Origin of the sequence: Kribbella sp. NBC_00482 (assembly GCF_036013725.1) — a bacterium.
Classification (GTDB): domain Bacteria; phylum Actinomycetota; class Actinomycetes; order Propionibacteriales; family Kribbellaceae; genus Kribbella.
In genome coordinates this window covers 2,518,727-2,543,475 of the sequence record NZ_CP107881.1, presented here as the reverse complement: position 1 = coordinate 2,543,475, position 24,749 = coordinate 2,518,727, and the positions used below count along the sequence as shown (strand labels likewise).

Genomic DNA, 24,749 nt, shown 5'->3' with positions numbered 1-24,749 from the left:
GCCATATTCTTACGTAAGTTCTCTGCGATTTGTAAGCCCTTGACAGGCATTCACCACTCGGAGTGCTGAATCAGTGCGGAGATTCCTGTTGGAATTCGCGGTCGGGGCGCGGGAGGTTGGACATATGGCAGCTGACACGAACAAGACCCGCAGGATCGGTGACGTCGCGGTGTCCGCGATCGGGCTCGGCGCGATGCCGATGTCGATCGAGGGCCGGCCCGACGAAGCCCGCTCGATCGCGACCATCCACGCCGCGCTGGACGCGGGGATCACGCTGATCGACACGGCCGACGCGTACCACCTGACAGCGACCGACGACGGTCACAACGAGAGCCTGATCGCCAAGGCGCTGGCGTCGTACGGCGGTGACACCTCGGACGTCCTGGTGGCGACGAAGGGCGGCCACCTCCGGCCCGGCGACGGGAGCTGGACCCTGGACGGGTCCCCGAAGCACATTGCCGAGGCGGCCGAGGCGTCGCTGAAGAGGCTCGGTGTCGAGGCGATCGGGCTGTACCAGTTCCACCGGCCCGACCCGAAGACGCCGTACGAGGACTCGGTCGGCGCCATCCGCGACCTGCTCGACGCCGGCAAGATCCGGATGGCCGGCATCTCGAACGCGAACCCCGCGCAAATCAAGCAGGCTCAGGAGATCCTCGGCGGCCGGCTCGTCTCGGTGCAGAACCAGTTCTCGCCGGCTTTCCGGTCCAGCGAGCCGGAGCTCGAGCTGTGCGACTCTCTCGGCATCGCCTTCCTCCCCTGGTCGCCGCTCGGCGGCATCACCCGCGCCGGCGACCTCGGCGCGAAGCACCCCGCCTTCCACACGCTGGCCGAAGAGCTCGGCGTCTCACCACAGCGCCTGACCCTGGCCTGGATGCTCGCCAAGTCCCCGCACGTGATCCCGATCCCAGGCTCCAGCCGCCCCGAAACCATCCGCGACTCGTACGCCGCAATCGACTTGCAGCTCACCCCCGACCAGGTCGCCGCACTCGACGCCGCCTGATCCGTCAGGAATACGGTTTCGGCGTACGGCGTTGCGCGGCCTGTGGAAGACATGCGAGCACTGAGCTACGGACTGGCACAGCAGTACTTCGAGGAGCGGGACTATCGAGGTGCGATCCGGGCGCTCAAGCCGGTGGTCGACGAGACTCCCGACGACGTCGGGACGAGACTGCTGCTGGCGCGGGCGTACTACCACGCGGCGCTGCTGAAGCCTGCCGAGGAGAATCTCCTCGAGGTCATCGACCGCGAGCCGACGGAGTACTACGCGCACCTGATGCTGGCACGCACCCTCGAACGGCTGTCCCGCCGCGACGAGGCCGGCAAGCACCGCCGCATCGGCGCCGCATTGACCGGTGACGACGAACTACTGAAACCACATGCGCTCTGATCTGTACCTTTCGAAGGCCCGTGATCGCCTGATCGCGGGCCTTCGGTACATCCGGAATGAGTTGCGGCAGGTTGGCGTTCTGGTAGTTTAATAGTGAACTATCAGCACGCCGGTGGACCGGCGGCTCGGGCATGAAGGAGGACGGATGCAGTTCGGGGTGTTCAGCGTGGGGGACGTGACTACGGACCCGACGACGGGAACCACGGTCAGCGAGGGTGAGCGGATCAAGGCGATGGTCCGGATCGCGCTGAAGGCCGAAGAGGTCGGGCTGGACGTGTTCGCGCAGGGCGAGCACCACAACCCGCCGTTCGTGCCGTCGTCGCCGACGACCCAGCTCGGGTTCATCGCCGCGCAGACGTCGAAGATCATCCTGTCGACCTCGACGACGCTGATCACGACCAACGACCCGGTGAAGATCGCCGAGGACTACGCGATGCTGCAGCACCTGGCCGACGGCCGGGTGGACCTGATGATGGGGCGCGGCAACACCGGCCCGGTGTACCCGTGGTTCGGGCAGGACATCCGCAACGGCATCCAGCTCGCCGTCGAGAACTACGCACTGCTCCGCCGATTGTGGCGCGAGGAGGTCGTGGACTGGGAAGGCAAGTTCCGTACGCCGTTGCAGGCCTTCACGTCGACGCCCCGGCCGCTCGACGACGTACCGCCGTTCGTCTGGCACGGCTCGATCCGATCGCCCGAGATCGCCGAGCAGGCGGCGTACTACGGCGACGGGTTCTTCCACAACAACATCTTCTGGCCGATAACGCACACCAAGCGGATGATCGACCTGTACCGGCAGCGCTTCGAGCACTACGGGCACGGCGCCGCGGACCAGGCGATCGTCGGGCTCGGCGGACAGATCTTCATGCGGAAGAACTCGCAGGACGCGGTCCGCGAGTTCCGGCCGTACTTCGACAACGCGCCGGTCTACGGGCACGGTCCCTCGTTGGAGGACTTCAGCCGGGAAACGCCGCTCACGGTCGGGAGCCCGCAGGAAGTGATCGAGCGGACGCTGTCGTTCCGGGAGCACTTCGGTGACTACCAGCGGCAGTTGTTCCTGATCGACCACGCCGGGCTGCCGTTGAAGACGGTGCTGGAGCAGTTGGACATCCTCGGCGAAGAAGTCGTTCCGGTGCTGCGGAAGGAGTTCGCGGCGCTGAAGCCGGCACATGTTCCGGACGCGCCGACGCATGCTTCTCTGAAGGCTGCGGCGGAGCGCGCCCACGACCTGGAGACGATCGAATGAACGAGAAGGTCATCGCTGTCGTGACGGCCGGGCTGACGACGCCGTCGTCGTCCCGGCTGCTCGCCGACCAGTTGGCGGAAGCGGTCCGCGACGAACTGTCCGGTCGCGGGATCGGCTCGCGGGTCGAGCTGGTCGAAGTACGCGATCACGCCCACGACCTCACCAACAACCTGCTCACCGGCTTCCCGTCAGCCGCGTTGCGCGAGGTGCTCGAGACCGTGGCAGGCGCCGACGCGCTGATCGTGGTCAGTCCGACGTTGAGCGCGTCGTACTCCGGCCTCTTCAAGATGTTCTTCGACGTACTCGACGACCAGGCCCTGGCCGGCAAGCCCGTCCTGCTCGCCGCGACCGGCGGCACCGAACGCCACTCGCTGGTCCTGGAGTTCGCCCTCCGGCCGCTGTTCGCCTACCTCAAGGCGCTCCCGGTCCCGACCGGCGTGTACGCCGCCTCCACCGACTGGGGCCCGAACGCCGCAGGCCTCCGTCCGCGGATCGCCCAAGCCGCGACCGAACTGGTGGCCGCCCTCCACAACGAAACCCCCACCCAGGCCGACCCGTTCGAGAACCCCACCCCGTTCGAGGATCTACTGAACAGCTGATCGCGATTCGATCAGCGGGGTGAGGCCGTTGAGGATCGTGGTGAGGCCGAAGGTCAGGACGTGGGCGGGGTCGATGACGGACTGGAAGTGTTCGCCTACCGAGGTGCCTACGCGGCCGGCCGTGGGGAAGTGAGTGCCGGACATGACCGTGGTGAGCGTCGGGGAGATCTGACGCCACCACTCCTCGTCCGACAGGCCTGAGTCGCGTTGGGTGCGGAGTTGTTCCGCTCCGGCGCGGGCAGTGCCCTGGACGTGGGTGAGGACGAGGGTCAGGGCCGAGTCCATCTCGACGTCGGTCAGCCCCAGTCCGTCCAGGGGACGTAGTTCGGTCTCGTACTTGCGCGTGATGTTCGGGCCGAGCGCGGTCCGCATCGTCGGGACCTCGTGGATCCACGGGTGCGCGGTCAGCACGTCCCAGTTGCGCAGGGCGATGAACTCGAGCGCACCGCGCCAGCCGCCGGGCTGATTCAAAGGCTCGTCGGGGTCCGCATACAGGTCGCCGTACACCTGGTCGAACATCAGGTCGGTGAGCTCACCCTTGCCCGGGACGTGGGTGTAGAGCGACATCGTGCCGACCTTCAGCCGCTCGGCGACGGTTCGCATCGAGAGCGCCTCGAGCCCGGACACGTCCGCGAGCGCGATCGCCGCGTCGACGATCGCGCGCACCGTCAAGCCGGAGCGGCCGGGCTTGGTGTGACTTCCCCAGAGCAGCGCCAGACTGCGCGCCGGATCGGGTGCCGCCGCCTTCCTTCCCGCCACCGGAACCTTCCTCTGCCGCTCGTCGTTGAACGCATCGTACCTGAGCCGTACAATGTACGGTACACTCTACGGCTCAACGAGCTGCAGCACGCGGAGAGGTGGGAAGTGACAACGGAGCGAGTGATCGAGGCCGCCGGCGTACGGAAGAACTACAAGGGCGGTACGGAGGGTGCGGGGCTGAACGGCTTCGACCTGGAGGTCACGGCCGGCACGGTGACGGGCCTGCTCGGCCCGAACGGCGCCGGTAAGACGACAGCGGTGCGGATCCTGTCCACGCTGCTGGAGATGGATTCCGGTACGGCGACGATCGCCGGATTCGACGTACGGCGGCAAGGGGCGGAGGTACGACGGCGGATCGGCCTGGTCGGGCAGCACCCCGCGGTGGACGAGGTACTCACCGGGCGGCAGAACCTGGTGATGTTCGGGCGGCTGAACCATCTGGGGCACGCCAAGGCAATGAGCAGGGCGGACGAACTGCTCGAGCGGTTCAGCCTGACCGAGGCGGCGGGACAGGCGCTGAGCAAGTACTCCGGCGGGATGCGACGGCGGCTCGACCTGGCCGCGAGCTTGATCGTGGCACCGGCGGTGCTGTTCGTCGACGAGCCGACCACCGGGCTGGACCCGGCCGGCCGGCTCGAGGTGTGGTCCGCCATCCGGCAACTGGTCGACGGCGGTACGACGGTGTTGCTGACCACGCAGTACCTGGAGGAGGCGGATCAACTGGCGAACCGGATCTCGATGCTCAAGGAGGGGATCGTCGTTGCCGAGGGCACCCCGGACGAACTGAAGACCCGGCTCGGCTCGGACTGGCTCGATCTGGTGCTGGCGGATCCGGCGGATGTCGCCCGGGTGGTCGCGTTGGCCGAACCCCTTACGGACGGGGAGATCCGGGTGGCCGACGTACGGATCAGTGTGCCGGTGAAGGACCGCACCCGAGCACTGGTGACGATGGCGAACTCGTTGCACGAGGCAAAGATCGAACCGGAGGACATCACCTTGCGCAGACCGACGCTGGACGAGGTCTTCCTGCACCTGACCGGACCGGGGGTGACGGCATGACGGCTCTCGGTTGGGCTTTGGCGGACAGCTGGACACTCACGCGGCGGACGCTGATCCACTGGCGGATGCAGCCGGGGCTGATCATCTTCAACTGGTTCTTCCCGGTGCTGATGCTGCTGATGTTCGGCGCGTTGCTCGGCGGCGCGATGGACTTCCCGGAGGGTCAGTCGTACTACGAGCTGCTGGTGCCGGGCATCTTCGCGCTGGCGATGCTGTTCGGGCTGGAAGGCACGATGACGGCGGTCACGCAGGACAAGGACAAGGGGGTGACGGACCGGTTCCGGTCGCTGCCGATGAGTTCGGCGGCGGTGGTGCTCGGGCGGTGTATCGCGGACATGCTCGACTCGGCGGTGACGCTCGTCATCCTGGCCGCGACCGGGCTGGCGCTCGGCTGGCGGTGGCACGAGGGGCTGCCGTCGGCGCTGGCCGCGTTCGGGCTGTTGTTGCTGCTGCGGTTCGCGTTGCTGTGGGTCGGGATCTTCATCGGTCTCACGGTGAAGAACGCGCAGAGCGTGACCATGGTGCAGGTGCTGGTGTGGCCGGTCGGTTTCCTGTCCAGCACGTTCGTCGCGACATCGACGATGCCGGACTGGCTGGGCACGGTCGCCCAGTGGAACCCGCTGTCGGCCACCGCCACGGCATCCCGCGCACTGTTCGGTAACCCCGATCCGTCGGCGACCGCCACCTGGATCGGCACCCACGCCGGCCTCGCGGCTGTCATAGCTCCCGTGCTGCTGACAGCAGTCTTTCTGCCACTCTCGGCGCATCGCTTCCGGACCTTGTCGCGCTGAGATTCACGACGCGGTCGGCGTACGGGGTGAGAGTGAGGTCGTGCGTCATGAGGATGGTGGTGCGGGTGCGGGATCGGAGGGGCGCGATGAACTGCTGGGCCGATTCGGCGTCCAGGCCGGCGGTTGGTTCGTCGAGGACGAGGACCGGGGCGTCACGGAGGAGGGCGCGGGCCAAGGTCAGGCGTTTCAGTTGACCACCGGACAGTCTGGGGGCTGACGGGTCGACGAGAGTGTCGTAGCCGTTTGGGAGCGAGGCGATGAACTCGTGAGCGGCAGCTGATCGGGCCGCCTCGACGATGTCCTCATCGGTCGCGTCGGGGCGGCCGTAGGCGATGTTCGCGCGGATCGTGTCGTGCAGGACGAGCGTCTGCTGCGGGAGCAACGTGACGCTCTCGCGCAGGCGCCGTACCGGCAATGACGACAGCGGTACGCCGTCCAGCCGGACCTGGCCCGCGGTCGGGTCGTAGAACCGGAGCAGGAGCTTCGCGATCGTCGACTTGCCAACGCCGCTCGGCCCTGTGAGTACGACGAACTCGCCGGGCTCGACGGTCAGGCCGAAATCGTCCAGTACGTCGACACCTTGGTAGCTGAATCCGACCCGGTCGAACTCGATGCGCCCCCGTACGCGCCCGAGTTCGACCGGGTGGTCCGGGTCGGTGACGGTTGGCGTGACCGACAGCATCTCCTCGAGCCGCTCGGTCGCGGCGGTGGCTGCGGTCGCGGTCAGGTTGAGCTCGCCGAGACTGCGCAGCGGCGGGTACAGGTACCCGAGGAACGCCGCGAACGACAACAGGCCACCGAGCGTCATCCGGCCTTGGGAGATCTCCCAGACGCCGAGGCCGATCACGCCGAGCACGCACAGGGTCTCCAGGACCTCCACGACCTGCTCGTACAGCTCGCTCCGCCGCGCGCCACTCACCGAGGCGCGGAGCCAGGAGACGGCCTCGCGATCCAGCCGCCGCTCCTCGGCCGGCTTCCGGTTGTACGCCTGGGTCAGCTCGATCGTGCCGAGCGACTCCTCGAGCACCGAGGTGATCGCGCCGTCGGCGACGCGCTCGGCGCGGGCGAACCGCCTGATCGGACCGGAGAACGCCTTCGCCGCCAGCCACAGCAGCGGCGCCAGTACGAAGGTGACGAGCGCGAGATCCCAGCGCAGCCAGAACGCCGCGGCCGAGAACAGTACGACGCGGAACACCGCCGAGACCACGCCGATCATCGAGGAGACGATCAACTGCTCGATCGCCTCGACGTCACCGCTGAGCCGCTCGACCAGGTCGCCGCGCCGGTACCGCTGGAAGAAGTCCGGCGGCAGGTCCTGGACGTGTCCGAACACGCGAGCGCGAAGTCGCCGTACGAACCGCTCGCCGCTCCAGAACGCGAGCGAGTTGCCGAGGTACCCGATGACCGCGCCGACGACTGCGACCGCCAGCCACGCGCTCGCCGGGGTCCAGAACGCCGCGAGCGAGCCCTGCTCCAGCGCGTGGTCGGTCAGGTTGCCGAAGAGCAGGATCGCGACGGTCTCGCACACTGCCGCGGCGATCACGCAGCAACAGACCAGTCCGTACCACCGTCGGTCGCCGCGCGTCAGCGGCCAGAACCGCGCGAATGCCTGCCGAATCGTCATGCCCGCCTCCACATGGACGTGGGGCCCGCGGTCTGCGGGCCCCACTGTCAGGACTGGATCAACGCGCGATCGGCCGGCGGCGCGGCGGGAGCTTCTTGGCGGGCTTCTTGTGCTGCTTCGGCGCCTTGGGGGCCTTCGGCTTCAGGACGGCGACCTTCTTGAGGCTCATGAGGTTCTCCTTCGTGTTGGTTGTTGCCGCAGTCAACTTCTTGCGACAACCACGAAGTTAGCCAGCCAGACTGGTGGTGCCGTTGGAGATTCCTGGCAATCGGCTCCGAGCCCTGCAAGTTGCCTAGGGCATCAATTGGCCGCCGTTGACCTCGATGATCTGGCCGGTGACGTACGACGCCATCCGCTCGGAGGCGAGGAACAGGATGGTTCCCACGCACTCGTGCGGCGTACCGGTGCGGCCCATCGGGATCGCGGTGAGCATGGCCTGCATCTGGGCGTCGCCGGTGTGGCGGTCGTGGAACGGGGTCTTGATCACGCCGGGGGCGATCGCGTTCACCCGGATGCCTTCCGGGGCGAGTTCCTTGGCGAGACCGCGGGTGAACGTGCTGACCGCGCCCTTCGACGTCGCGTAGACCACCGACCCGCCGGCGCCGCCGGTGCGCCCGGCGATCGACGTGACGTTGATGATCGAGCCGCCGCCCTGCGCCCGGAACACCGGCACGATCCGCCGGGAGAGCGCGAACACCGAGGTCAGGTTGACGTCCAGGATCCGGTGGAACTCCTCGTCCGGTACGTCGGCGATCGCGGACCGGTTGACCAGGTCGCCGGCGTTGTTCACGAGTACGTCGATCCGCCCGTGCTGCGCGAGCACCTCCTCGACGAACACGTCCGCCGACTTCGGGTCGGCGAGATCCGCCTGGTGCACGGACGCCGTACCGCCGGCCGTCTGCACAGCACCCACGGTGTGCTTCACGCCCTCAACGTTCCGGTGGTAATGCAGCGCGAGAGTCGCCCCGGTCTCCGCGAAACCGACCGCCGCCGCGGCCCCGATCCCGCTACTGGCCCCGGTCACCACCACAACCTGATCCCTGAAATCCAGATATCCCATACGCCCTATCCTCTCCTAGTGCCACGTTCCGTTCTCGTCGCCGTGTATGTCGCCTGGCCCGCGATAGCGGTGGTGCTGCGCCTGGTGGCTCGCGCCCGCGCGCGATGCCTGATCGTCACCGGGCTCGGCTGCCTGGTCGCGCTCGTGCTGGCGACGACGGCGACGCCGACGGCGGTTACGGTGCCGTTGGGTCTGTTCCTCGGAGGGGTAGTCGCGGCGGGCGGATGCTTGGCGACGGGGCGTGGGGTGACGTTCACGTTCGACCAGAACACGACCTACTGGGAGTACGACGGGAAGATCCCGGCGGGCGACCGTCTGGTCGAGATTCTGGGTGCGCTGGTCGCGATCCTCGGAATCGTGGCGCTGGCGTTGAACTGAACGCGCCGTACGGCGGACTGCGCGGGTCGAGGCAGGGGTATTTTCGAGGGATGGGATACGCGCTCGGGGAGCTGGGGCTCCGGCGGTGGCGGACTGGTGATGCGCTGCGGCTGGTGGTCGCGCATGACGATCCGGAGATGGTGAGTCAGGGCGGGATCGTGGACCGGGCGTCCGCCGTCGACTGGATCGGGCGGGTCGCGGACCTGGACAACGGGCACGTGTACGCCGTGGCGGATGCCGACGATCATCCGATCGGGTGCGTGGGGGTGACGAACATCGACCGGCACCAGGTCGGCTGGACCTGGTACTGGACGCTCGCCGACGTCCGCGGTCATGGCGTCGCGCGGGACTCCCTCCGCGCCCTCGCGGGCTGGGCTCACCACGACGCCGGCCTGTACCGCCTCGAACTCGGCCACCGCCTGAACAACCCGGCCTCCTGCGCGGTCGCCGCCGGCGCCGGCTTCCTCTCCGAAGGCGTCGAACGCGAACGCCTCGCCTACGACGGCACCCGCTACGACGTAGAACGCCACGCCCGCCTCCTCACCGACCCGCTCCCGGTACCCCAGCGCCCGGTCCGCATCGCCGACTGACCAAGCCCCGCGCAAACTAGGAGGATCATCCGCCGATTCGAGGGCAAAACCCTCCTAGAACCGGCTGGACGATCGCCGCAGCTGGGGCTGCTGTACGGACGGACGGGTGATGTCGGGTGGCTCGCAGTACAGCTGAGCGTGGTCGCGTCCGCGCGTACGGCGTCTCACGGGTGCACTACCCGTCCGTCCGTACGCCGCACCTGTCGGTGGCGGCGGTTAGCGTCCGGGGGTATGACGTTCGATGTCGTGCTGACCGATGAACCGACCGCCGTGGACGAGGCGTTCGTCTCGGACGGCTTGGACGAGTTCAACCTCTACGCCGCCGGAGTACAGGATCGGCGGCCGCTCGCGGTGCTGGTGAAGGATGCGGCAACCGGCGAGACGCTCGGTGGACTCACCGGGCGAACCTCGCTCGGGCTCTGGTTCGTCGATCTGCTCTACCTGCCGGAGAAGCTCCGCGGCTCCGGTCTCGGCACCAGGATCCTCGCGGAGGCCGAAGCCGAAGCCCGTCGGCGCGGGTGTGTGAGCGGCGTCGTGTACACGATCCAGTTCCAGGCACCCGACTTCTACGCGCGGCACGGCTGGACCGAGTTCGGCCGCATCCCGATCAGCGGTGGACGCAGCCGGATCTTCTTTCGGAAGGAGCTCAGAGCGTGAGCTTCGGGTGGCGGTTGACGTCTTTGTAGAGGAGGTAGCGGAATCGGCCGGGGCCGCCGGCGTAGCAAGCCTGGGGGCAGAAGGCTCGGAGCCACATGAAGTCGCCTTCTTGAACCTCTACCCAGTCTTTGTTCAGTAGGTAGACGGCCTTGCCTTCGAGCACGTAGAGCCCGTGCTCCATCACATGCGTCTCCGGGAACGGGATCACCCCGCCCGGCTCGAACGACACGATGTTCACGTGCATGTCGTGCCGTACGTCGTCGGGGTCCACGAACCGCTGCGTCTTCCATCGGCCCTCGGTGCCGGGCATCTCCCGGCCCTCGACGTCCGTCTCGTTGGTGACGAGCGCAGGCGGTACGTCGATCCCGTCGATCCGCTCGTACGCCTTCCGCACCAGGTGGAATGTCGCGGTCGCGTCGCTGGTGTTCCGCACCGTCCAGTCGCCGCCCGGCGGCAGGTACGCGTACCCGCCTTCCACCAGCGTGTGCTTCTCCCCCGCCACCGTCAGCACAACGTTGCCGGAGACAACGAACAGCACGACCTCGGCGGCCGGGTCCGTCTCCGGCTTGTCGCTCCCGCCGCCCGGCCCGACCTCGACGATGTACTGCGAGAACGTCTCCGCGAACCCGGACAGCGGCCGCGCGATCACCCACAACCGCGTGTCGTCCCAGAACGGCAGCCGGCTGGTGACGATGTCGCGCATGGTGCCGCGCGGCAGGACGGCGTACGCCTCGGTGAAGACCGCGCGGTCGGTGGTGAGGTCGGTCTGCGGGGGCAGTCCGCCCTTCGGCGCGTAGTAGCTCATCGTTCTCCTCGGGTCAGCAGGCGGCCGCGTGGGTCGGCGGCGATGTCGACGGGTTCGCCGCGGAGCCAGGTGCTCCGGACGACGCCGGACAGCGTGCGTCCGTCGTACGGCGTGATGGCGTTCTTGTGCTGGAGCTGCTGCGCGTCGACGGTGAAGGTCTCGTCGGGGGCGAGGACACAGAAGTCGGCGTCGTAACCGACCTGGATCCCGCCCTTCGTGGCCAGGCCCGTCTGCGCGGCCGGGGCAGCGGCCATCCAGCGGACGACGTCGGACAGGGTGAAGCCGCGGCGGCGGGCCTCGGTCCAGACGGCGGGCAGGCCGAGCTGCAGCGACGCGATCCCGCCCCAGGCGGTGCCGAAGTCGCCGGTGTCGAGATGCTTCAGGTCGATCGTGGACGGCGAGTGGTCGGACACGACCTGGTCGATCGTGCCGTCGCGCAGCCCCGCCCAAAGCAGTTCGCGGTTCGCGGCCTCGCGGATCGGCGGGCAGCACTTGTACTGCGTGGCGCCGTCGGGAATGTCCTCGGCGGTGAAGCTCAGGTAGTGCGGGCAGGTCTCCGCGCTGATCCGTACGCCGTCGTTGCGGGCGTCCGTGAGCAACGGGAGGATGTCGGCGCTCGACACGTGCAGGATGTGTACGCGACAGCCGGTCTCGCGGGCGAGGTCGATGACGTGGGCGACCGCCTCGTTCTCCGCCACGCGCGGGCGGGAGTTGAGGAACGCTTCGTAGCTCGCGCCGTTCGGTTCGGTCGCCTCGTCGATGCGGTGGGCGTCCTCGGCGTGGACGATCAGCAGTCCGTCGAAGGTGCTGAGCTCGCGCATCGCGGCCGCGAGCTGGCCGGCGTCGAGCGGTGGGAACTCGTCGACGCCGGAGTGCAGGAGGAAGCATTTGTAGCCGAACACGCCGGCGTCGTGCAGCGGGCGGAGGTCGGGGACGTTGCCCGGGATCGCGCCGCCCCAGAAGCCGACGTCGACGTACGACTGGGTCTCGGCGGTCTTGCGTTTGAGCGTCAGCGCCGGTACGTCGCAGGTCGGCGGGATGCTGTTCAGCGGCATGTCGACGATCGTGGTCACGCCGCCTGCCGCCGCGGCCTTGGTCGCGGAGGTGAAGCCTTCCCAGTCGGTGCGGCCGGGGTCGTTGACGTGTACGTGGGAGTCGACGAGGCCTGGAAGCAGTACTTCGTCGTCATCCAGCCGCAGTTCGGTCGCGGCGTCGAGCTCGACGTCGTGCGGCGAGATCGCGACGATCCGCCCGTCCCGCACGCCGACCGCGGCCGGCTGTTCCCCGTCGGCCCGTACGACCCGGCGGGCCCGAATCACGAGATCCAGAGCGCTCATGCGGTCCCTTTCTCAGTTCGTGCCATCGTAAGGTGATCCACCGCGATCCGTTCGCCGAGCTGTTCGAGCAAGGGACGTGGTTCGGCGATACACCGCCGTACGTCGGGTTCCAGGTCTGTGAGCGCGTACGCCGCCGAGATGCCGAGCTCCTGCAGTTGCTGAGGTTCGAGGCGGTTGACGCCGCAGACGGCGACGGTTGGGATGCCGTTGGCTGCCGCTGCTACTCCGGCGACGGCCTTTCCGTAGAGCGTCTGCTCGTCGAGGGCGCCTTCGCCGGTGATCACGAGGTCGGCGCCGGCTACTTGTTCGCGGAAGCGGACGAGGTCCAGGACCAGATCGATCCCCGGGCGAAGTTCGGCGCCTAGCAGTGCTAGCGCCGCGAACCCGACCCCGCCGGCCGCTCCCGCACCGGGAACATCCCGCAGGTCACGGCCGGTCTGCTCGGCGACGAGGTCAGCCCACCGAGTGAGCCGTTCGTCCAGCTCCGCAACCTGCTCCGGACTCGCCCCCTTCTGCGGCCCGTAAACAGCAGCCGCCCCTCGAGGACCGGTCAACGGATTGTCCACATCACAAGCCACCACCACCTGCACGCCCTCGAGCCGACGGCGAAGTCCCGCCAGCTGCCCGCTTTCCGGAAGGTTTTCGTCACGGAGCGGCGATTTTCTTCCGGAAAGCAACACTGGCCGTCCACCGAGGCCGTCGACGAGCCCTCGGCCGCCGTCCGTGGAGGCGCTCCCGCCAACGCCGAGGATGATCCGGGTGCATCCGGCGTCGACGGCCGCGGCTATCACCTCGCCGGTCCCGTACGACGTGGCTGTGATGGGTGCCGGGATGCCGTGGGGCAGGCGGACGAGACCCGAAACGTCCGCGAGTTCGACTACTGCGGTGTCGCCGAGGCGGGCGTAACCACTGCGAACCGGCTCGCCGGTGGGGCCGGAGGCAACGACCGGGACGAGGGTGTAGCCGGCGGCAACGGCGGCGCTGAGGGTGCCGTCGCCGCCGTCGGCCACCGGTACGGAGACCACGGTAGCGTCGGGGCAGACTCGTCGTACCCCGGCGCCGACCGCGTCCGCGACCTCGGCGCTCGTCAAGGTGCCCTTGAACTTGTCCGAGGCAACAACTACGCGCACCATCAGTCCAGCAACGCCAGGGCGGTCGGCGCGTCCTCCGGCGAGATCGCCAGGTCCTCGAACTCGATGACGTTGTCGATCTCGACGCCCATCGACACGTTCGTGACCCGCTCGAGGATGACCTCGACGACGATCGGGACCTGGTGCTCGACCATCAGCTTCTTCGCCTGCTCCAGCGCCGGCAGGATCCCGTCCGGCTCGGAGACCCGCAACGCCTTGCACCCCAGGCCTTCCACGACCTTCACGTGGTCGACGCCGTACCCGTTGACCTCCGGGCTGTTGATGTTCTCGAAGGCCAGCTGCACGCAGTAGTCCATGTCGAAGTTCCGCTGCGCCTGGCGGATCAGGCCGAGGTACGAGTTGTTCACCACCACGTGGATGTACGGGATGTTGAACTGCGCCCCGACCGCCAGCTCCTCGATCAGGAACTGGAAGTCGTAGTCGCCCGACAACGCCACCACCGTGCTGTCCGGATCCGCGACCGCGACCCCCAGCGTCGCCGGGACGGTCCAGCCGAGCGGCCCGGCCTGGCCGGCGTTGATCCAGTGCCGCGGACGGTACACGTGCAGCATCTGCGCCGCCTGGATCTGCGACAGCCCGATCGTGCTGACGTAGCGGACGTCCGGCCCGAACGCCCGGTTCATCTCCTCGTAGACGCGCTGCGGCTTGATCGGCACCGCGTCGAAGTGCGTCTTCCGCTGCAGCGTGGTCTTACGCTCACGGCATTCCGCGGCCCACGCCGTACGGTCCGGCAACGAACCGGCCCGCTCGCGGGCGACCTCGACGAAGACCTCCAACGCTGCCCGCGCGTCCGACACGACCCCGTAGTCCGGCGCGAACACCCGCCCGATCTGCGTCGGCTCGATGTCGACGTGGATGAACTTCCGCTCGCCGCGATAGACATCCAGCCCGCCGGTGTGCCGGTTCGCCCACCGGTTGCCGATCCCCAGGACCAGGTCGGAGGCCAGCATCGTCGCGTTCCCGTACCGGTGCGAGGTCTGCAGGCCGACCATGCCCGCGCTCAGCGGGTGATCGTCCGCGATCGCGCCCCAGCCCATCAGGGTCGGTACGACGGGAACGCCGGTCAGCTCCGCGAACTCGACGAGCAGGTCGGCCGCGTCGGCGTTGATGATGCCGCCACCGGCGACGATCAGCGGCCGCTCGGAGTCCGCCAGGAAGGACAGCACCTTCTCCGCCTGCGCCCGGGAGGCCGCGGGGCGCGAGACCGGAAGCGGCTCGTAGGTGTCGATGTCGAAGTCGATCTCGGTGAGCTGTACGTCGATCGGCAGGTCGATCAGCACCGGACCCGGCCGGCCTTCACGCATCACCTGGAACGCCTTCTGGAAGGTGCCCGGGACCTGCGCGGCCTCCATCACCGTGACCGCCCACTTCGCGACCGGCTTGGCGATCGAGGAGATGTCGACGGCCTGGAAGTCCTCCTTGTGCAGCTTCGCGACCGGCGCCTGGCCGGTGATGCACAGGATCGGGATCGAGTCCGCGGACGCGGAGTACAGCCCGGTGATCATGTCGGTGCCGGCCGGTCCCGACGTACCGATGCAGACGCCGATGTTGCCGGCCTTGGCCCGGGTGTACCCCTCGGCCATGTGCGACGCCGCCTCGACGTGGCGGGCGAGCACGTGCTTGATGCCGCCGTGGGCGCGGATCGCGCTGTAGAACGGGTTGATCGCGGCGCCGGGCAGCCCGAACGCCTGCGTCGACCCTTCCTTCTCCAGGATCAGTACGGCGGCATCGACCGCGCGCATGCGGGCCATCAGTCGACCTCCCCGCCCAAAGACTGCAGTCCGGACAGCCGCTCCACACCGCGGAGCAGCGCGGAGTGGTCGAGGCCGCCGTCGCCGTTCGCACGGGCCGACGCGACCAGCTGCGCCACCAGGGCGCCCAGCGGTACGACGACGCCCGCCTCCCGCGCGGCCGCGGTGACGATGCCCATGTCCTTGTGGTGCAGGTCGATCCGGAACCCGGGCTCGAAGGAGCGGGACAGCATGTTCTCCTTCTTCTGGTTCAGCACGGTGGAACCAGCCAGGCCGCCACCCAGGACCTCGAGGGCCGCCTTGGTGTCGACGCCGTACGCCTCCAGGAAGACGACCGCCTCGGAGACGGCCTGGATGTTCGCGGCGACGATCAGCTGGTTCGCGGCCTTGACCGTCTGACCGGAGCCGCTCGGGCCGACATGGACGACGGTCTTGCCGACCGCGTCGAACAGCGGCTTGGCCTCGGCGAAGTCGTCGGCCGAGCCGCCGACCATGATCGACAGCGCAGCGTTCTTGGCGCCCGCCTCACCACCGGACACGGGGGCGTCGAGCAGCCGGAAGCCGATGGCGCGGGCCTGCTCGGCGAGTTGCTGCGTGACGTCCGGCCGGATGCTGGAGAAGTCGATGATCAGCGCGCCGGTCTCGGCGTTCTGGAAGACCCCGTTCTCGCCTTCGAGGACGTCCTGGACGTCGGGTGAGTCGGGCACCATCACGCAGATCACGTCGGCGCCCTTGACCGCGTCACCGATCGAGGACGCGGCCCGGCCACCGGCGGCGATCAGGGCTTCGGCGCGCTCCGGCGTACGGTCGAGGCCGGCGACGGTGTGGCCGGCGTTGGCGAGGTGGACGGCCATCGGGTTGCCCATGATGCCGAGGCCGATGAAGGCGATATTCGTCATTTTTCGTCTCCTAGATGGACGAGCGGCGCTCGTACGGCAGCCAGCCGAAGCTTGCTTCTGAGGTGGTGGACGGCTTGTACTCGATCCCGACCCAGCCGGCGTAGCCGTTCGCCTCCAGGGCGGTGAGCTGCTGGTCGAGCGGGAGCGTGCCGGTGCCGGGCTCGTTGCGGCCCGGGTTGTCGGCGATCTGCACGTGAGCGACCCGGTCGGTGTGCTCGGCGATCACCCGGTCGACGTCGTCGCCGTTGACCGCGAGGTGGTACAGGTCCGCGAGCAGTCCGACGTTCGGTACGTCGTACGCCGCCTGGACGCGATCGATCACGGCGAGCGCGTCGGACGCGGTCTTGAGCGGGTAGCGATCGGCGCCGCTGACCGGCTCGACGAGGACACTGGCGCCGATCCGCGCGGCAGCCTTGGCGGCGAGGGCGAGGTTCTCGACGGCGACGTCGTCCTGCTCCTGCTCGCTGCTGCCGTCGACGCGGTTCCCGTACAGAGCGTTGAAGCCCTGGGCACCTAGCCGCTCCCCGATGCCGACGGTCACGTCGACGTTGTCGCGGAACTCGTCCGACCGCTTCGGCCAGGACACCAGGCCGCGGTCGCCGCCCGGCATGTCACCGGCGAAGAAGTTCAGGCCGGTGAGCTGCACGCCGGCGTCGGTGACGGCGTTCACGAACGCGTCGACCTGCCGCTGTGGCGGGACTGCCTCGACGAACGGCCACCAGAACTCCACCGCGCTGAACCCTGCCCGCCGAGCAGCCGCCGGCCGCTCGAGCAGAGGCAACTCGGTGAAGAGCAAAGAACAGTTCACCGTGTACTTCAGCTGGTGACTCATCCCGACTCCAATTTCCGTATCGTGGAATTTGATTTCTGCTCTGTGAAATGACCATAAGCTCGGAGCCGATGGCCGTCAAGGTGCCGGCGGCGATGGGGCTGTCATACGCGTACGCGCGCGTTGTACGTTCCTCTAAAGGGATCCGGGCCGGAGGTACGTCGTGTTGCTGGCTGAACTGCTCGATGCGCCGGAGCTCGGCCTGCGCTTGATGCACTCGGCAGGCGGGACGCTGGACCGGCCGATCGGGCGGCTCGTGACGACCGATCTGCTGGAGCCGGGGCGGTATCTGAGCGGCGGCGAAGTAGTGCTGACCGGGCTGGTCTGGCGGCGGCACGCAGCCGACAGCGAGGTGTTCGTGGCGTCGATGGCCGGCCGCGGAGCGACCACGATCCTGGCGGGGAAGGCGCAACTCGGCGACGTGCCGGCGGACCTCCTCGAGGCGTGCCGGCGGCATGACGTGACGCTCGTCGAGGTGCCGATCGAGGTCGCGTTCGCGGATGTGACGGAGTACGTCGCGGCGGCGGGATCCGCCGAGACAGGCGCGCGACTATCGGCGAGTCTGGTACGCCAGCGGCAGCTGTTGTCGTCGATCGCGGCCGGGCGGAGTCTCGACGAACTCGCGGCGCGGATCTCCGCGGAGATCGGGCACGACTGCCGTGTACTGACCCCGACCGGACGCCACGTCGTACCGGGTCCCAGCGAGCTCGGCGCCGAGACGGTCGACGCAGTGACGCGACGGTTCCTGACGGCGGACCGGATGCCGGCCGTGGCGAAGCAGTCGGGAGCGGAGTACAGCCTGTTCCCGGTCGGATCGGGGTTCGGCAACCGGCTGACCGCGTGGGTGCTGGTCATCGACGGCGACCACACCACCTGGTCCCGCGATCACGTCGAGGCGGTGCACGAACTGAGCGCGATCGCAGCTCTGGACCGCGCCCGCCGCGACGAGGGCCGCCGCGCACTGCGCCCGTTGGTCGCCGACGCCCTTGCCCTGGTCGAGTCCGGTGCCCCGCAGGCCGAGGTCGCCGCGCGGCTCCGGCAGGCGGGCGCGCACTCGGAGCGGCCGATGGTCGTCGCGGTCGCCGAACTGCGGGAGGACGGCCCCGGCGACGTCGCGCTGAGCCTGCTCGAGGACGTCGCCCTCATGGTCGGTCCGGCCGTTGTCGCCCCTGGCCGGGACGATCTACTGGTCGCGTTCCTGCCCTTCACGCCAGAGCTTCCCGAGCATCTGCGACGGGCTTTCGGACGTCTCGCCCCGGGCCTCAATCGGTCCCGACTCACGGTCGGGATCAGCGGGGAGACGTCGGTCGAAGCGCTCGCCGGCGCGCTCGAAGAGGCCCGGTTCGCGCAGCGGGCAGCCCGGGCCGCGCGGGCGCCGGTGTCGGTGGTGACCTCGGACGAGGTCGCCTCGCACGTCCTCCTCCTCGGCACGCTCCCCGACGACGTACGGCGTACCTACAGCAACCGCGTCCTCGGAGCGGTCCTCGACCACGACCGCCGTACCCATGCCGACCTGCTCATGACGCTGCAGGCGTTCCTCGCCTGCTCGTGTTCCTGGACCCGTACGGCGGAGTACCTGCATCTGCACGTGAACACCGTTCGCTACCGGATCGAACGCGTTGAGCAACTGACCGGACGCGATCTGTCGACCCTCGAGGACCGGGTCGACGTGTTCCTCGCCTGCAAATCGCTCTAGTTGTGTGATCGCACAAAACGAAGCGTTCTCCGGCCGTTCATCTTCGGAGGTTCACGGGGTGCAATCCACAGCTCGGTGAGCCGATGCTCGGGTGCAGGTCAAAATCCCCGCCGAGGAGCGTGTCCCGATGAAGGCAGTCCTGCGACCGAGCCGCCATACCAACCGCCACCCCGTCGACCAGGTGCTGCCACCTGGGAAGCTGGTGGTGTACGGCGCTCAGCACGTACTGGCGTTCTACGCCGGGGCGGTGATCGTACCGATCCTGCTCGCCAGTGCGATCGGGCTGAACACCGAGCAGCTCATCCACCTGATCAACGCCGACCTCTTCACCTGCGGTATCGCGTCGATCATCCAGTCGGTCGGGTTCTGGAAGGTCGGCGTACGGCTGCCGCTCCTGCAGGGCGTGACCTTCACCGCGGTCTCGCCGATGATCGCGATCGGCCTCGCGGCCGGTGGCGGCACCGACGGCCTGCTGGTGATCTACGGCGCCGTGCTGGTCGCCGGGCTGGCCACGTTCTTCATCGCACCGTTCTTCAGCAAGCTGATCCGGTTCTTCCCGCCAGTGGTGACCGGCTCGGTGATCACGATCATCGGTTTGGCGCTGCTGCCGGTCGCGGCCGGGGACGCGGTCGGCGGCGCCGGCCCGACCGCGGCGCCGACCAGCGGCAAGAACATGGCGTACGCACTCGGCACGCTCGCGCTGATCGTCCTGATCCAGCGCGTCTTCAAGGGCTTCATGGCGACCATCGCGATCCTGGTCGGCCTGGTCGTCGGGACCGTGGTGGCCTGGGCGCTGGGTGACGCGCACTTCGGCGCGGTCGGCGACGCCGCCTGGGCGGGCGTGACGACACCGTTCTACTTCGGCTGGCCGAAGTTCTCGATCGCGGCGATCATCTCGATGATCGTGGTCATGCTGATCACCGCGGTGGAGACCACCGGTGACGTGTTCGCGACCGGTGAGATCGTCGAGAAGCGGATCGGCCGCGAGGACATCGCCCGGGCGCTGCGGGCCGACGGCCTGGCGACCACGATCGGCGGCGTCTTCAACTCCTTCCCGTACACCTGCTTCGCCGAGAACGTCGGCCTGGTCCGGCTGACCCGGGTCCGCAGCCGGTGGGTGGTCGCGACCGCGGGCGCGATCATGATCCTGATCGGGCTGGTGCCGAAGGCCGGTGCGATCGTGGCCGGCGTACCGCATCCGGTGCTCGGCGGCGCGGCACTGGCGATGTTCGCGACCGTGGCCGTGGTCGGGTTCCAGACACTCGCGAAGGTCGACTTCCACGACCACCGCAACGTCGTGATCGTGGCGACCAGCGTCGGTCTGGCGATGTACGTGACCGCGCAGCCGCAGGTCGCGCAGGCCGTGCCGGACTGGGCCGAGATCATCTTCGGCAGCGGCATCACGCTCGGCAGCCTGACCGCGATCGGCCTGAACATCCTGTTCCACCACGTCGGCAAGAGCTTCGGCCCGGCCGTGGCCGGTCAGCCCGGCGACACGGTACGGCTGGACCAGGTGAACGAGATGACTCGCGAGGAGTTCGTCGAGACCTTCGGCGCCCTGTTCCAGGGTCCCCGCTGGGCCGTCGAGCGCGCCTGGGAGATGCGGCCGTACGCCGACACGCACGCGCTCCGGCGCTCGTTCCAGGAGGCGTTGTTCTCCGGTTCCCGCGAGGAGCAGGTCCAGCTGATCCAGGCGTACCCGCAGCTCGGATCGCAGTTCGTCGCCGACGGTCTCAGCGGAGAGGCCTCGCTGCGCGACCAGCAGGACAAGGGCCTGACGTTCCTCGGCGACCCGGAGCGGGACGAGCTGACCGCGATCACGTCGGCGTACGAAGAGCGTTTCGGCTTCCCGCTGGTGATCTCGGTGCGCGACGCTGAGTCGTACGAGCGGATCGTCGAGCAGGGCCGCGAGCGGCTCGGCAACTGCGAGAACCAGGAGCACGCCGCCGCGCTGCTCGAGATCGCGAAGATCGCCGGCTACCGGTTCGACGACTTCGTCTCCGACGCCAACCCCATCCACAGTGCACGCACCCGATGGAGCACGAACCGATGACTACGCAAGCCCTCCGCGCCCCTGCCTTGACCGTGAACGGTGAGCTCACGGCGCTTGGCGACATCTCTGTACACACCACCGTGCTCGACTGGCTGCGGGACCGCGGCCTGACCGGCGCCAAGGAGGGTTGCGCGGAAGGCGAGTGTGGTGCCTGCTCGGTGATGGTCGCCCGCCCCGGCACCGACTCGCAGACCGAGTGGACCGCGGTGAACGCGTGTCTGCTGCCGGTCGCGTCGCTGGACGGCCAGGAGCTGGTCACGTCGGAGGGCCTGGGTTCGCCGGCTGAGCTGCACCCGGTCCAGAAGGAGATGGCGGTCCGCGGTGGCTCGCAGTGCGGGTACTGCACTCCCGGCTTCATCTGCAGTATGGCGGCGGAGTACTACCGGCCAGGACGTGCGTGTGGTGAGGGCGATCATGAGCACGGGGCCAATGGGTTCGACCTGCACTCGTTGAGCGGGAACCTGTGCCGGTGCACGGGCTACCGGCCGATCCGGGACGCGGCGTACGCGCTCGATGCGCCGGCCGAGAACGACACGTTCGCCGCCCGCCGGGACGCGGCCCCGCCCGCCCCGGCGGCGACGGGGATGGCGTCCGCCGAGGGTGAGTTCGCTCGGCCCGCTTCGCTTGACGGAGTGCTGGAGTTGATCGCCGAGCGGCCGGACGCGCAGCTCGTCGCCGGTTCGACCGACCTCGGCGTACAGGTGAACATCTTCGGCTCCCGGCCGTCGCTGACGATTGCGATCGACCGCCTGGAGGAGCTGCGCGAGTTCTCCTTCGGGGCTTCCGAGATTCGCTTGGGTGCGGCGCTGACGTTGACCGAGATCGAGCGGCGGCTCGCGGGGCGCGTCCCGTTGCTCGCTGAGCTGATGCCCCAGTTCGCCTCGCGGCTGATCCGCAACGGCGCGACCATCGGCGGGAACCTCGGCACCGGCTCACCGATCGGCGACACCCCGCCGGCACTGCTCGCGCTCGACGCGTCGCTCGTCCTCGCGTCCCGCCGGGGCGAGCGCGTCGTACCGCTGGCGGAGTACTTCACCGGTTACCGACAGACTGTCAAAGATCCGGACGAGCTGATCCGGACGATCGTGATCCCGTTGCCGTTGGCACCGATGACCGCGTTCCACAAGATCGCCAAGCGGCGCTTCGACGACATCTCCAGCGTCGCGATCGGGTACGCCGTCGACATCACGGACGGCGTCGTCCGCGAGGCTCGGATCGGGCTCGGCGGCGTCGCGGCGACCCCGTTGCGCGCCCGGGAGACCGAGGCCGCGTTGGTCGGTCGCCCGTGGACCGAGGAGACCGTGCGGATCGCGGCGGGGGTGATGGCCGCGGAGGGTACGCCGATGGACGATCACCGCGCTAGCTCGTCGTACCGCTCCGCGATGCTCGGCCAGTCGTTGCTGCGTTTCTATTTTCAGGGGGTCGGCGCATGAGCTCGTTGTCGGAACGGCCTGCTGCTGGGGTCGTCGGCGTACCGATGCCGCATGAGAGTGCGGCACTGCACGTGACCGGAGCCGCCTTATATACAGACGATCTGGTGATGCGCACCCGCGACGTACTGCACGCTTGGCCGGTGCAGTCGCCGCACGCGCACGCGCGCGTGACCGCGCTGCGGGTGAAGCCGGCGTACGACGTGCCTGGTGTGGTGCGCGTGTTGACGGCGGACGACGTACCGGGAGTGAACGACGCCGGCGTGAAGCACGACGAGCCGTTGTTCCCGGGTGAGGTGATGTTCAACGGGCATGCGGTGTGCTGGGTGCTCGGGGAGACGTTGGAGGCTGCGCGGCTCGGGTCGTTGGCGGTGGAGGTCGAGTACGAGCCGCTGCCGTCGTTGGTGAACGTGCGCGAGGCGATCGAGGCGGGGAGTTTCCAGGGCATCGGGCGGCACCTGGAGCGTGGCGATGTCGAGGAGGCGTTGGCGGGGGCAGCGCACGTGTTCAGCGGGGAGTTCGAGTTCGCTGGGCAGGAGCACTTCTATCTCGAGACGCATGCGGCGTTGGCGCTGGTGGACGAGTACGGGCAGATCTTCGTGCAGTCGAGCACGCAGCACCCGTCCGAGACGCAGGAGATCGTTGCGCATGTTCTCGGGCTGGCCAGTCACTCGGTGACGGTGCAGTGCCTGCGGATGGGCGGCGGGTTCGGCGGTAAGGAGATGCAGCCGCACGGGTTCGCCGCGATCGCCGCGCTGGGTGCGACGCTGACCGGGCGGCCGGTGCGGTTGCGGCTGAACCGGACGCAGGACATGACAATGTCGGGGAAGCGGCACGGGTTCCACAGCTCGTGGACCGTCGGGTTCTCCGACGATGGTGCGTTGGTTGCACTGGATGCGACGTTGACGGCCGACGGCGGGTGGAGCCTCGACCTGTCGGAGCCGGTGCTGGCGCGGGCGATGTGCCATATCGACAACGCGTACGAGATTCCGCATGTGCGCGTGGACGGGCGGATCGCGCAGACGAACAAGACGTCGCAGACCGCGTTCCGCGGGTTCGGCGGGCCGCAGGGGATGCTCGTGATCGAGGACATCCTCGGACGGTGCGCCCCACTGCTCGGGTACGACGCGTTGGAGCTGCGTCGGCGGAACTTCTACCAGACGGGCGACTCCACGCCGTACGGGCAGCCTGTCAGGCACGCGGACCGGCTGGAGTCTTGCTGGAGCCAGGTTCTTGCTGCTGGGGACGTTGCGTCGCGGCAGGCTGAGATTGCTGCGTTCAACGCGGCGCATGAGCATATGAAGCGCGGGCTGGCGATGACTCCGGTGAAGTTCGGGATCTCGTTCAACCTGACCGCGTTCAACCAGGCCGGCGCGCTCGTGCACGTCTACAAGGACGGCTCGGTGCTGATCAACCACGGCGGCACCGAGATGGGGCAGGGCCTGCACACGAAGATGCTGCAGGTGGCTGCGACCACGCTCGGACTGCCGTTGGAGCGGGTACGGCTGGCGCCGACGCGGACCGACAAGGTGCCGAACACGTCGGCGACCGCGGCGTCCTCGGGTGCTGATCTCAACGGCGCGGCGATCAAGAACGCGTGCGAGCAGATCCGGGAACGGCTGGCGCAGGTCGCCGGCGGGCAACTCGGGATCAGCCCGTCGGACGTGCGCTTCGTGGATGGCGTCGTCCGCGGACTGTCCGGCGACGGCGTCGCGTGGAACGAGCTCGTCCGGACGGCGTACATGCAGCGGGTGCAGCTCTGGGCTGCCGGGTTCTACCGGACCGAGGGCCTGCACTGGGACGCCAACGCCATGCGGGGCGAACCGTTCAAGTACTTCGCGTACGGCGTTGCGGCGTCCGAGGTCGAGGTCGACGGGTTCACCGGGTCGTACACCCTGCGCCGCGTCGACATCGTGCACGACGTCGGGGACAGCCTCAGCCCGCTGATCGACATCGGCCAGATCGAGGGCGGTTTCGTGCAGGGCGCCGGGTGGTTGACGCTCGAGGACCTGCGCTGGGACGAGAGCTCCGGCGATCGTCGCGGTCGGTTGTCGACCCAGGCGGCGAGCACGTACAAGCTTCCGAGCTTCTCCGAGATGCCTGAGGTCTTCAACGTCACACTCCTCGAGAAGGCCCACGAGGAAGGCGCCGTCTACGGCTCCAAGGCCGTCGGCGAACCCCCGCTCATGCTGGCGTTCTCCGTCCGAGAGGCCCTACGCCACGCAGCCGCAGCCTTCGGCCCACCCGGCACCAGCGTCAACCTCCCCTCCCCAGCCACACCAGAAGCGGTCTACTGGACCCTCGAATCAGCCCGCTCCACCCAGCCCGCGAACTCCACCACCTCCTCTCCCGGCACCACAGCGGACTCCACCACCTCTCCCGGCAGCACAGCGGACTCCACCTCTCCCCGTAGCGCGGGGGACTCCACCACCTCGTCCCGCAGCACGGGGGACTCCGCCACCTCCTCCCGCAGCACGGGGGACTCCACCACCACCTCCTCCCGCAGCACGGGGGACTCCACCACCACCTCTCCCCCTAGCGCGGGGGATTCCACCACCTCACCCCGTAGCGCAGAGGAGCCCACGGCCCCCTCGACCCACAGCGCGGGGGAGCCCACCTCCTCTTCTTCCCGTAGAGCGGGAGGGTGA

General features: G+C 68.6%; 22 protein-coding genes. 13 read left to right on the top strand and 9 right to left on the bottom strand.

The window, feature by feature from the left end:
* Positions 1 to 124: 124 nt before the first annotated feature.
* The 4 genes from OHB24_RS12870 to OHB24_RS12855 all read left to right on the top strand — a co-directional run bounded on the left by OHB24_RS12870 (position 125) and on the right by OHB24_RS12855 (position 3,232).
* Positions 125 to 1,000: an aldo/keto reductase gene (locus OHB24_RS12870; protein WP_327639226.1), complete on the top strand. Its 876-nt coding sequence runs from the start codon at positions 125 to 127 to the stop codon at positions 998 to 1,000.
* A gap of 51 nt (positions 1,001 to 1,051) precedes the next feature.
* The gene (locus tag OHB24_RS12865) at positions 1,052 to 1,387 is read left to right on the top strand and encodes a tetratricopeptide repeat protein (RefSeq protein ID WP_327639225.1); all 336 of its coding nucleotides are present in this window, start codon (positions 1,052 to 1,054) and stop codon (positions 1,385 to 1,387) included.
* 145 nt (positions 1,388 to 1,532) lie between these two features.
* Positions 1,533 to 2,633: an LLM class flavin-dependent oxidoreductase gene (locus OHB24_RS12860; RefSeq protein ID WP_327639224.1), complete on the top strand. Its 1,101-nt coding sequence runs from the start codon at positions 1,533 to 1,535 to the stop codon at positions 2,631 to 2,633.
* Positions 2,630 to 3,232: an FMN reductase gene (locus OHB24_RS12855; protein WP_327639223.1), complete on the top strand. Its 603-nt coding sequence runs from the start codon at positions 2,630 to 2,632 to the stop codon at positions 3,230 to 3,232. Before OHB24_RS12860 ends, OHB24_RS12855 begins: the two co-directional genes overlap by 4 nt.
* Here the strand turns inward: OHB24_RS12855 and OHB24_RS12850 are convergent.
* Positions 3,218 to 3,991, bottom strand: a complete 774-nt coding sequence (locus OHB24_RS12850) for a TetR/AcrR family transcriptional regulator (RefSeq protein WP_327639222.1) — start codon at positions 3,989 to 3,991, stop codon at positions 3,218 to 3,220. The genes OHB24_RS12855 and OHB24_RS12850 overlap by 15 nt on opposite strands.
* Before the next feature lie 105 nt (positions 3,992 to 4,096).
* Here OHB24_RS12850 and OHB24_RS12845 point away from each other — a divergent pair, with 105 nt between their 5' ends.
* On the top strand, positions 4,097 to 5,050 hold the full coding sequence (locus tag OHB24_RS12845) for an ATP-binding cassette domain-containing protein (protein WP_327639221.1): 954 nt from the start codon (positions 4,097 to 4,099) through the stop codon (positions 5,048 to 5,050).
* Positions 5,047 to 5,841 (top strand): ABC transporter permease, encoded by a 795-nt coding sequence (locus OHB24_RS12840; RefSeq protein ID WP_327639220.1) that lies wholly within the window; start codon positions 5,047 to 5,049, stop codon positions 5,839 to 5,841. Before OHB24_RS12845 ends, OHB24_RS12840 begins: the two co-directional genes overlap by 4 nt.
* On the opposite strand, the gene OHB24_RS12835 is transcribed toward OHB24_RS12840, so the two are convergent.
* Positions 5,768 to 7,465, bottom strand: coding sequence for an ABC transporter ATP-binding protein (locus OHB24_RS12835; protein WP_327639219.1), 1,698 nt, complete (start codon positions 7,463 to 7,465; stop codon positions 5,768 to 5,770). The genes OHB24_RS12840 and OHB24_RS12835 overlap by 74 nt on opposite strands.
* Positions 7,466 to 7,757: 292 nt before the next feature.
* Positions 7,758 to 8,525 carry an SDR family NAD(P)-dependent oxidoreductase gene (locus OHB24_RS12830; RefSeq protein ID WP_327639218.1) on the bottom strand — a complete coding sequence of 256 codons (768 nt, stop codon included), beginning with the start codon at positions 8,523 to 8,525 and terminating at the stop codon, positions 7,758 to 7,760.
* Positions 8,526 to 8,543: 18 nt separating this feature from the next.
* Here OHB24_RS12830 and OHB24_RS12825 point away from each other — a divergent pair, with 18 nt between their 5' ends.
* The 3 genes from OHB24_RS12825 to OHB24_RS12815 all read left to right on the top strand — a co-directional run bounded on the left by OHB24_RS12825 (position 8,544) and on the right by OHB24_RS12815 (position 10,150).
* Positions 8,544 to 8,903 carry a hypothetical protein gene (locus OHB24_RS12825; RefSeq protein WP_327639217.1) on the top strand — a complete coding sequence of 120 codons (360 nt, stop codon included), beginning with the start codon at positions 8,544 to 8,546 and terminating at the stop codon, positions 8,901 to 8,903.
* A 50-nt stretch (positions 8,904 to 8,953) separates the two neighbouring features.
* Positions 8,954 to 9,493, top strand: coding sequence for a GNAT family N-acetyltransferase (locus OHB24_RS12820; RefSeq protein ID WP_327639216.1), 540 nt, complete (start codon positions 8,954 to 8,956; stop codon positions 9,491 to 9,493).
* A gap of 231 nt (positions 9,494 to 9,724) precedes the next feature.
* On the top strand, positions 9,725 to 10,150 hold the full coding sequence (locus tag OHB24_RS12815) for a GNAT family N-acetyltransferase (RefSeq protein WP_327639215.1): 426 nt from the start codon (positions 9,725 to 9,727) through the stop codon (positions 10,148 to 10,150).
* Here OHB24_RS12815 and OHB24_RS12810 read toward each other — a convergent pair.
* Genes OHB24_RS12810 through OHB24_RS12785 form a run of 6 tightly spaced genes read right to left on the bottom strand, consistent with a single transcriptional unit; the run spans position 10,140 to position 16,925 of the window.
* Positions 10,140 to 10,955: a bifunctional allantoicase/(S)-ureidoglycine aminohydrolase gene (locus OHB24_RS12810; RefSeq protein ID WP_327639214.1), complete on the bottom strand. Its 816-nt coding sequence runs from the start codon at positions 10,953 to 10,955 to the stop codon at positions 10,140 to 10,142. The two genes, OHB24_RS12815 and OHB24_RS12810, sit on opposite strands and share 11 nt — an antisense overlap.
* Complete coding sequence (gene allB / locus OHB24_RS12805; protein WP_327639213.1) at positions 10,952 to 12,292, bottom strand: allantoinase AllB; 1,341 nt, start codon at positions 12,290 to 12,292, stop codon at positions 10,952 to 10,954. The genes OHB24_RS12810 and allB overlap by 4 nt, the downstream gene beginning before the upstream one ends.
* Positions 12,289 to 13,425, bottom strand: coding sequence for a glycerate kinase (locus tag OHB24_RS12800; RefSeq protein WP_327639212.1), 1,137 nt, complete (start codon positions 13,423 to 13,425; stop codon positions 12,289 to 12,291). The genes allB and OHB24_RS12800 overlap by 4 nt, the downstream gene beginning before the upstream one ends.
* Positions 13,425 to 15,194, bottom strand: coding sequence for a glyoxylate carboligase (gcl, locus tag OHB24_RS12795; protein ID WP_327639211.1), 1,770 nt, complete (start codon positions 15,192 to 15,194; stop codon positions 13,425 to 13,427). Before gcl ends, OHB24_RS12800 begins: the two co-directional genes overlap by 1 nt.
* Entirely contained in the window at positions 15,194 to 16,093 is a 900-nt protein-coding gene (locus OHB24_RS12790) for a 2-hydroxy-3-oxopropionate reductase (RefSeq protein ID WP_327639210.1), read from the bottom strand. The genes gcl and OHB24_RS12790 overlap by 1 nt, the downstream gene beginning before the upstream one ends.
* Positions 16,094 to 16,103: 10 nt before the next feature.
* Positions 16,104 to 16,925, bottom strand: a complete 822-nt coding sequence (locus OHB24_RS12785; RefSeq protein WP_327639209.1) for a hydroxypyruvate isomerase family protein — start codon at positions 16,923 to 16,925, stop codon at positions 16,104 to 16,106.
* Between the two features lie 160 nt (positions 16,926 to 17,085).
* Here OHB24_RS12785 and OHB24_RS12780 point away from each other — a divergent pair, with 160 nt between their 5' ends.
* The 4 genes from OHB24_RS12780 (at position 17,086) to xdhB (ending at position 24,749) form a co-directional block, all read left to right on the top strand.
* Positions 17,086 to 18,618 carry a PucR family transcriptional regulator gene (locus tag OHB24_RS12780; protein ID WP_327639208.1) on the top strand — a complete coding sequence of 511 codons (1,533 nt, stop codon included), beginning with the start codon at positions 17,086 to 17,088 and terminating at the stop codon, positions 18,616 to 18,618.
* A 127-nt stretch (positions 18,619 to 18,745) separates the two neighbouring features.
* Positions 18,746 to 20,671: a 2-oxo-4-hydroxy-4-carboxy-5-ureidoimidazoline decarboxylase gene (gene uraD / locus OHB24_RS12775; protein WP_327639207.1), complete on the top strand. Its 1,926-nt coding sequence runs from the start codon at positions 18,746 to 18,748 to the stop codon at positions 20,669 to 20,671.
* The gene (locus OHB24_RS12770; protein WP_327639206.1) at positions 20,668 to 22,104 is read left to right on the top strand and encodes a xanthine dehydrogenase small subunit; all 1,437 of its coding nucleotides are present in this window, start codon (positions 20,668 to 20,670) and stop codon (positions 22,102 to 22,104) included. The genes uraD and OHB24_RS12770 overlap by 4 nt, the downstream gene beginning before the upstream one ends.
* A complete protein-coding gene (xdhB, locus tag OHB24_RS12765) occupies positions 22,101 to 24,749 on the top strand; it encodes a xanthine dehydrogenase molybdopterin binding subunit (protein WP_327639205.1) in 2,649 nt (882 codons plus the stop codon). The genes OHB24_RS12770 and xdhB overlap by 4 nt, the downstream gene beginning before the upstream one ends.

Excerpts from the sequence above, each read along its gene's own strand:
- OHB24_RS12790 (WP_327639210.1), bottom strand. The coding sequence starts at position 16,093 with ATGACGAATATCGCCTTCATCGGCCTCGGCATCATGGGCAACCCGATG.
- OHB24_RS12870 (WP_327639226.1), top strand. The coding sequence starts at position 125 with ATGGCAGCTGACACGAACAAGACCCGCAGGATCGGTGACGTCGCGGTG.
- OHB24_RS12835 (WP_327639219.1), bottom strand. The coding sequence starts at position 7,465 with ATGACGATTCGGCAGGCATTCGCGCGGTTCTGGCCGCTGACGCGCGGC.
- OHB24_RS12810 (WP_327639214.1), bottom strand. The coding sequence starts at position 10,955 with ATGAGCTACTACGCGCCGAAGGGCGGACTGCCCCCGCAGACCGACCTC.
- OHB24_RS12815 (WP_327639215.1), top strand. The coding sequence starts at position 9,725 with ATGACGTTCGATGTCGTGCTGACCGATGAACCGACCGCCGTGGACGAG.
- OHB24_RS12855 (WP_327639223.1), top strand. The coding sequence starts at position 2,630 with ATGAACGAGAAGGTCATCGCTGTCGTGACGGCCGGGCTGACGACGCCG.
- allB (WP_327639213.1), bottom strand. The coding sequence starts at position 12,292 with ATGAGCGCTCTGGATCTCGTGATTCGGGCCCGCCGGGTCGTACGGGCC.
- OHB24_RS12770 (WP_327639206.1), top strand. The coding sequence starts at position 20,668 with ATGACTACGCAAGCCCTCCGCGCCCCTGCCTTGACCGTGAACGGTGAG.
- OHB24_RS12785 (WP_327639209.1), bottom strand. The coding sequence starts at position 16,925 with ATGAGTCACCAGCTGAAGTACACGGTGAACTGTTCTTTGCTCTTCACC.
- OHB24_RS12830 (WP_327639218.1), bottom strand. The coding sequence starts at position 8,525 with ATGGGATATCTGGATTTCAGGGATCAGGTTGTGGTGGTGACCGGGGCC.
- gcl (WP_327639211.1), bottom strand. The coding sequence starts at position 15,194 with ATGGCCCGCATGCGCGCGGTCGATGCCGCCGTACTGATCCTGGAGAAG.
- OHB24_RS12860 (WP_327639224.1), top strand. The coding sequence starts at position 1,533 with ATGCAGTTCGGGGTGTTCAGCGTGGGGGACGTGACTACGGACCCGACG.
- OHB24_RS12800 (WP_327639212.1), bottom strand. The coding sequence starts at position 13,425 with ATGGTGCGCGTAGTTGTTGCCTCGGACAAGTTCAAGGGCACCTTGACG.
- OHB24_RS12820 (WP_327639216.1), top strand. The coding sequence starts at position 8,954 with ATGGGATACGCGCTCGGGGAGCTGGGGCTCCGGCGGTGGCGGACTGGT.
- OHB24_RS12865 (WP_327639225.1), top strand. The coding sequence starts at position 1,052 with ATGCGAGCACTGAGCTACGGACTGGCACAGCAGTACTTCGAGGAGCGG.
- OHB24_RS12840 (WP_327639220.1), top strand. The coding sequence starts at position 5,047 with ATGACGGCTCTCGGTTGGGCTTTGGCGGACAGCTGGACACTCACGCGG.
- uraD (WP_327639207.1), top strand. The coding sequence starts at position 18,746 with ATGAAGGCAGTCCTGCGACCGAGCCGCCATACCAACCGCCACCCCGTC.
- xdhB (WP_327639205.1), top strand. The coding sequence starts at position 22,101 with ATGAGCTCGTTGTCGGAACGGCCTGCTGCTGGGGTCGTCGGCGTACCG.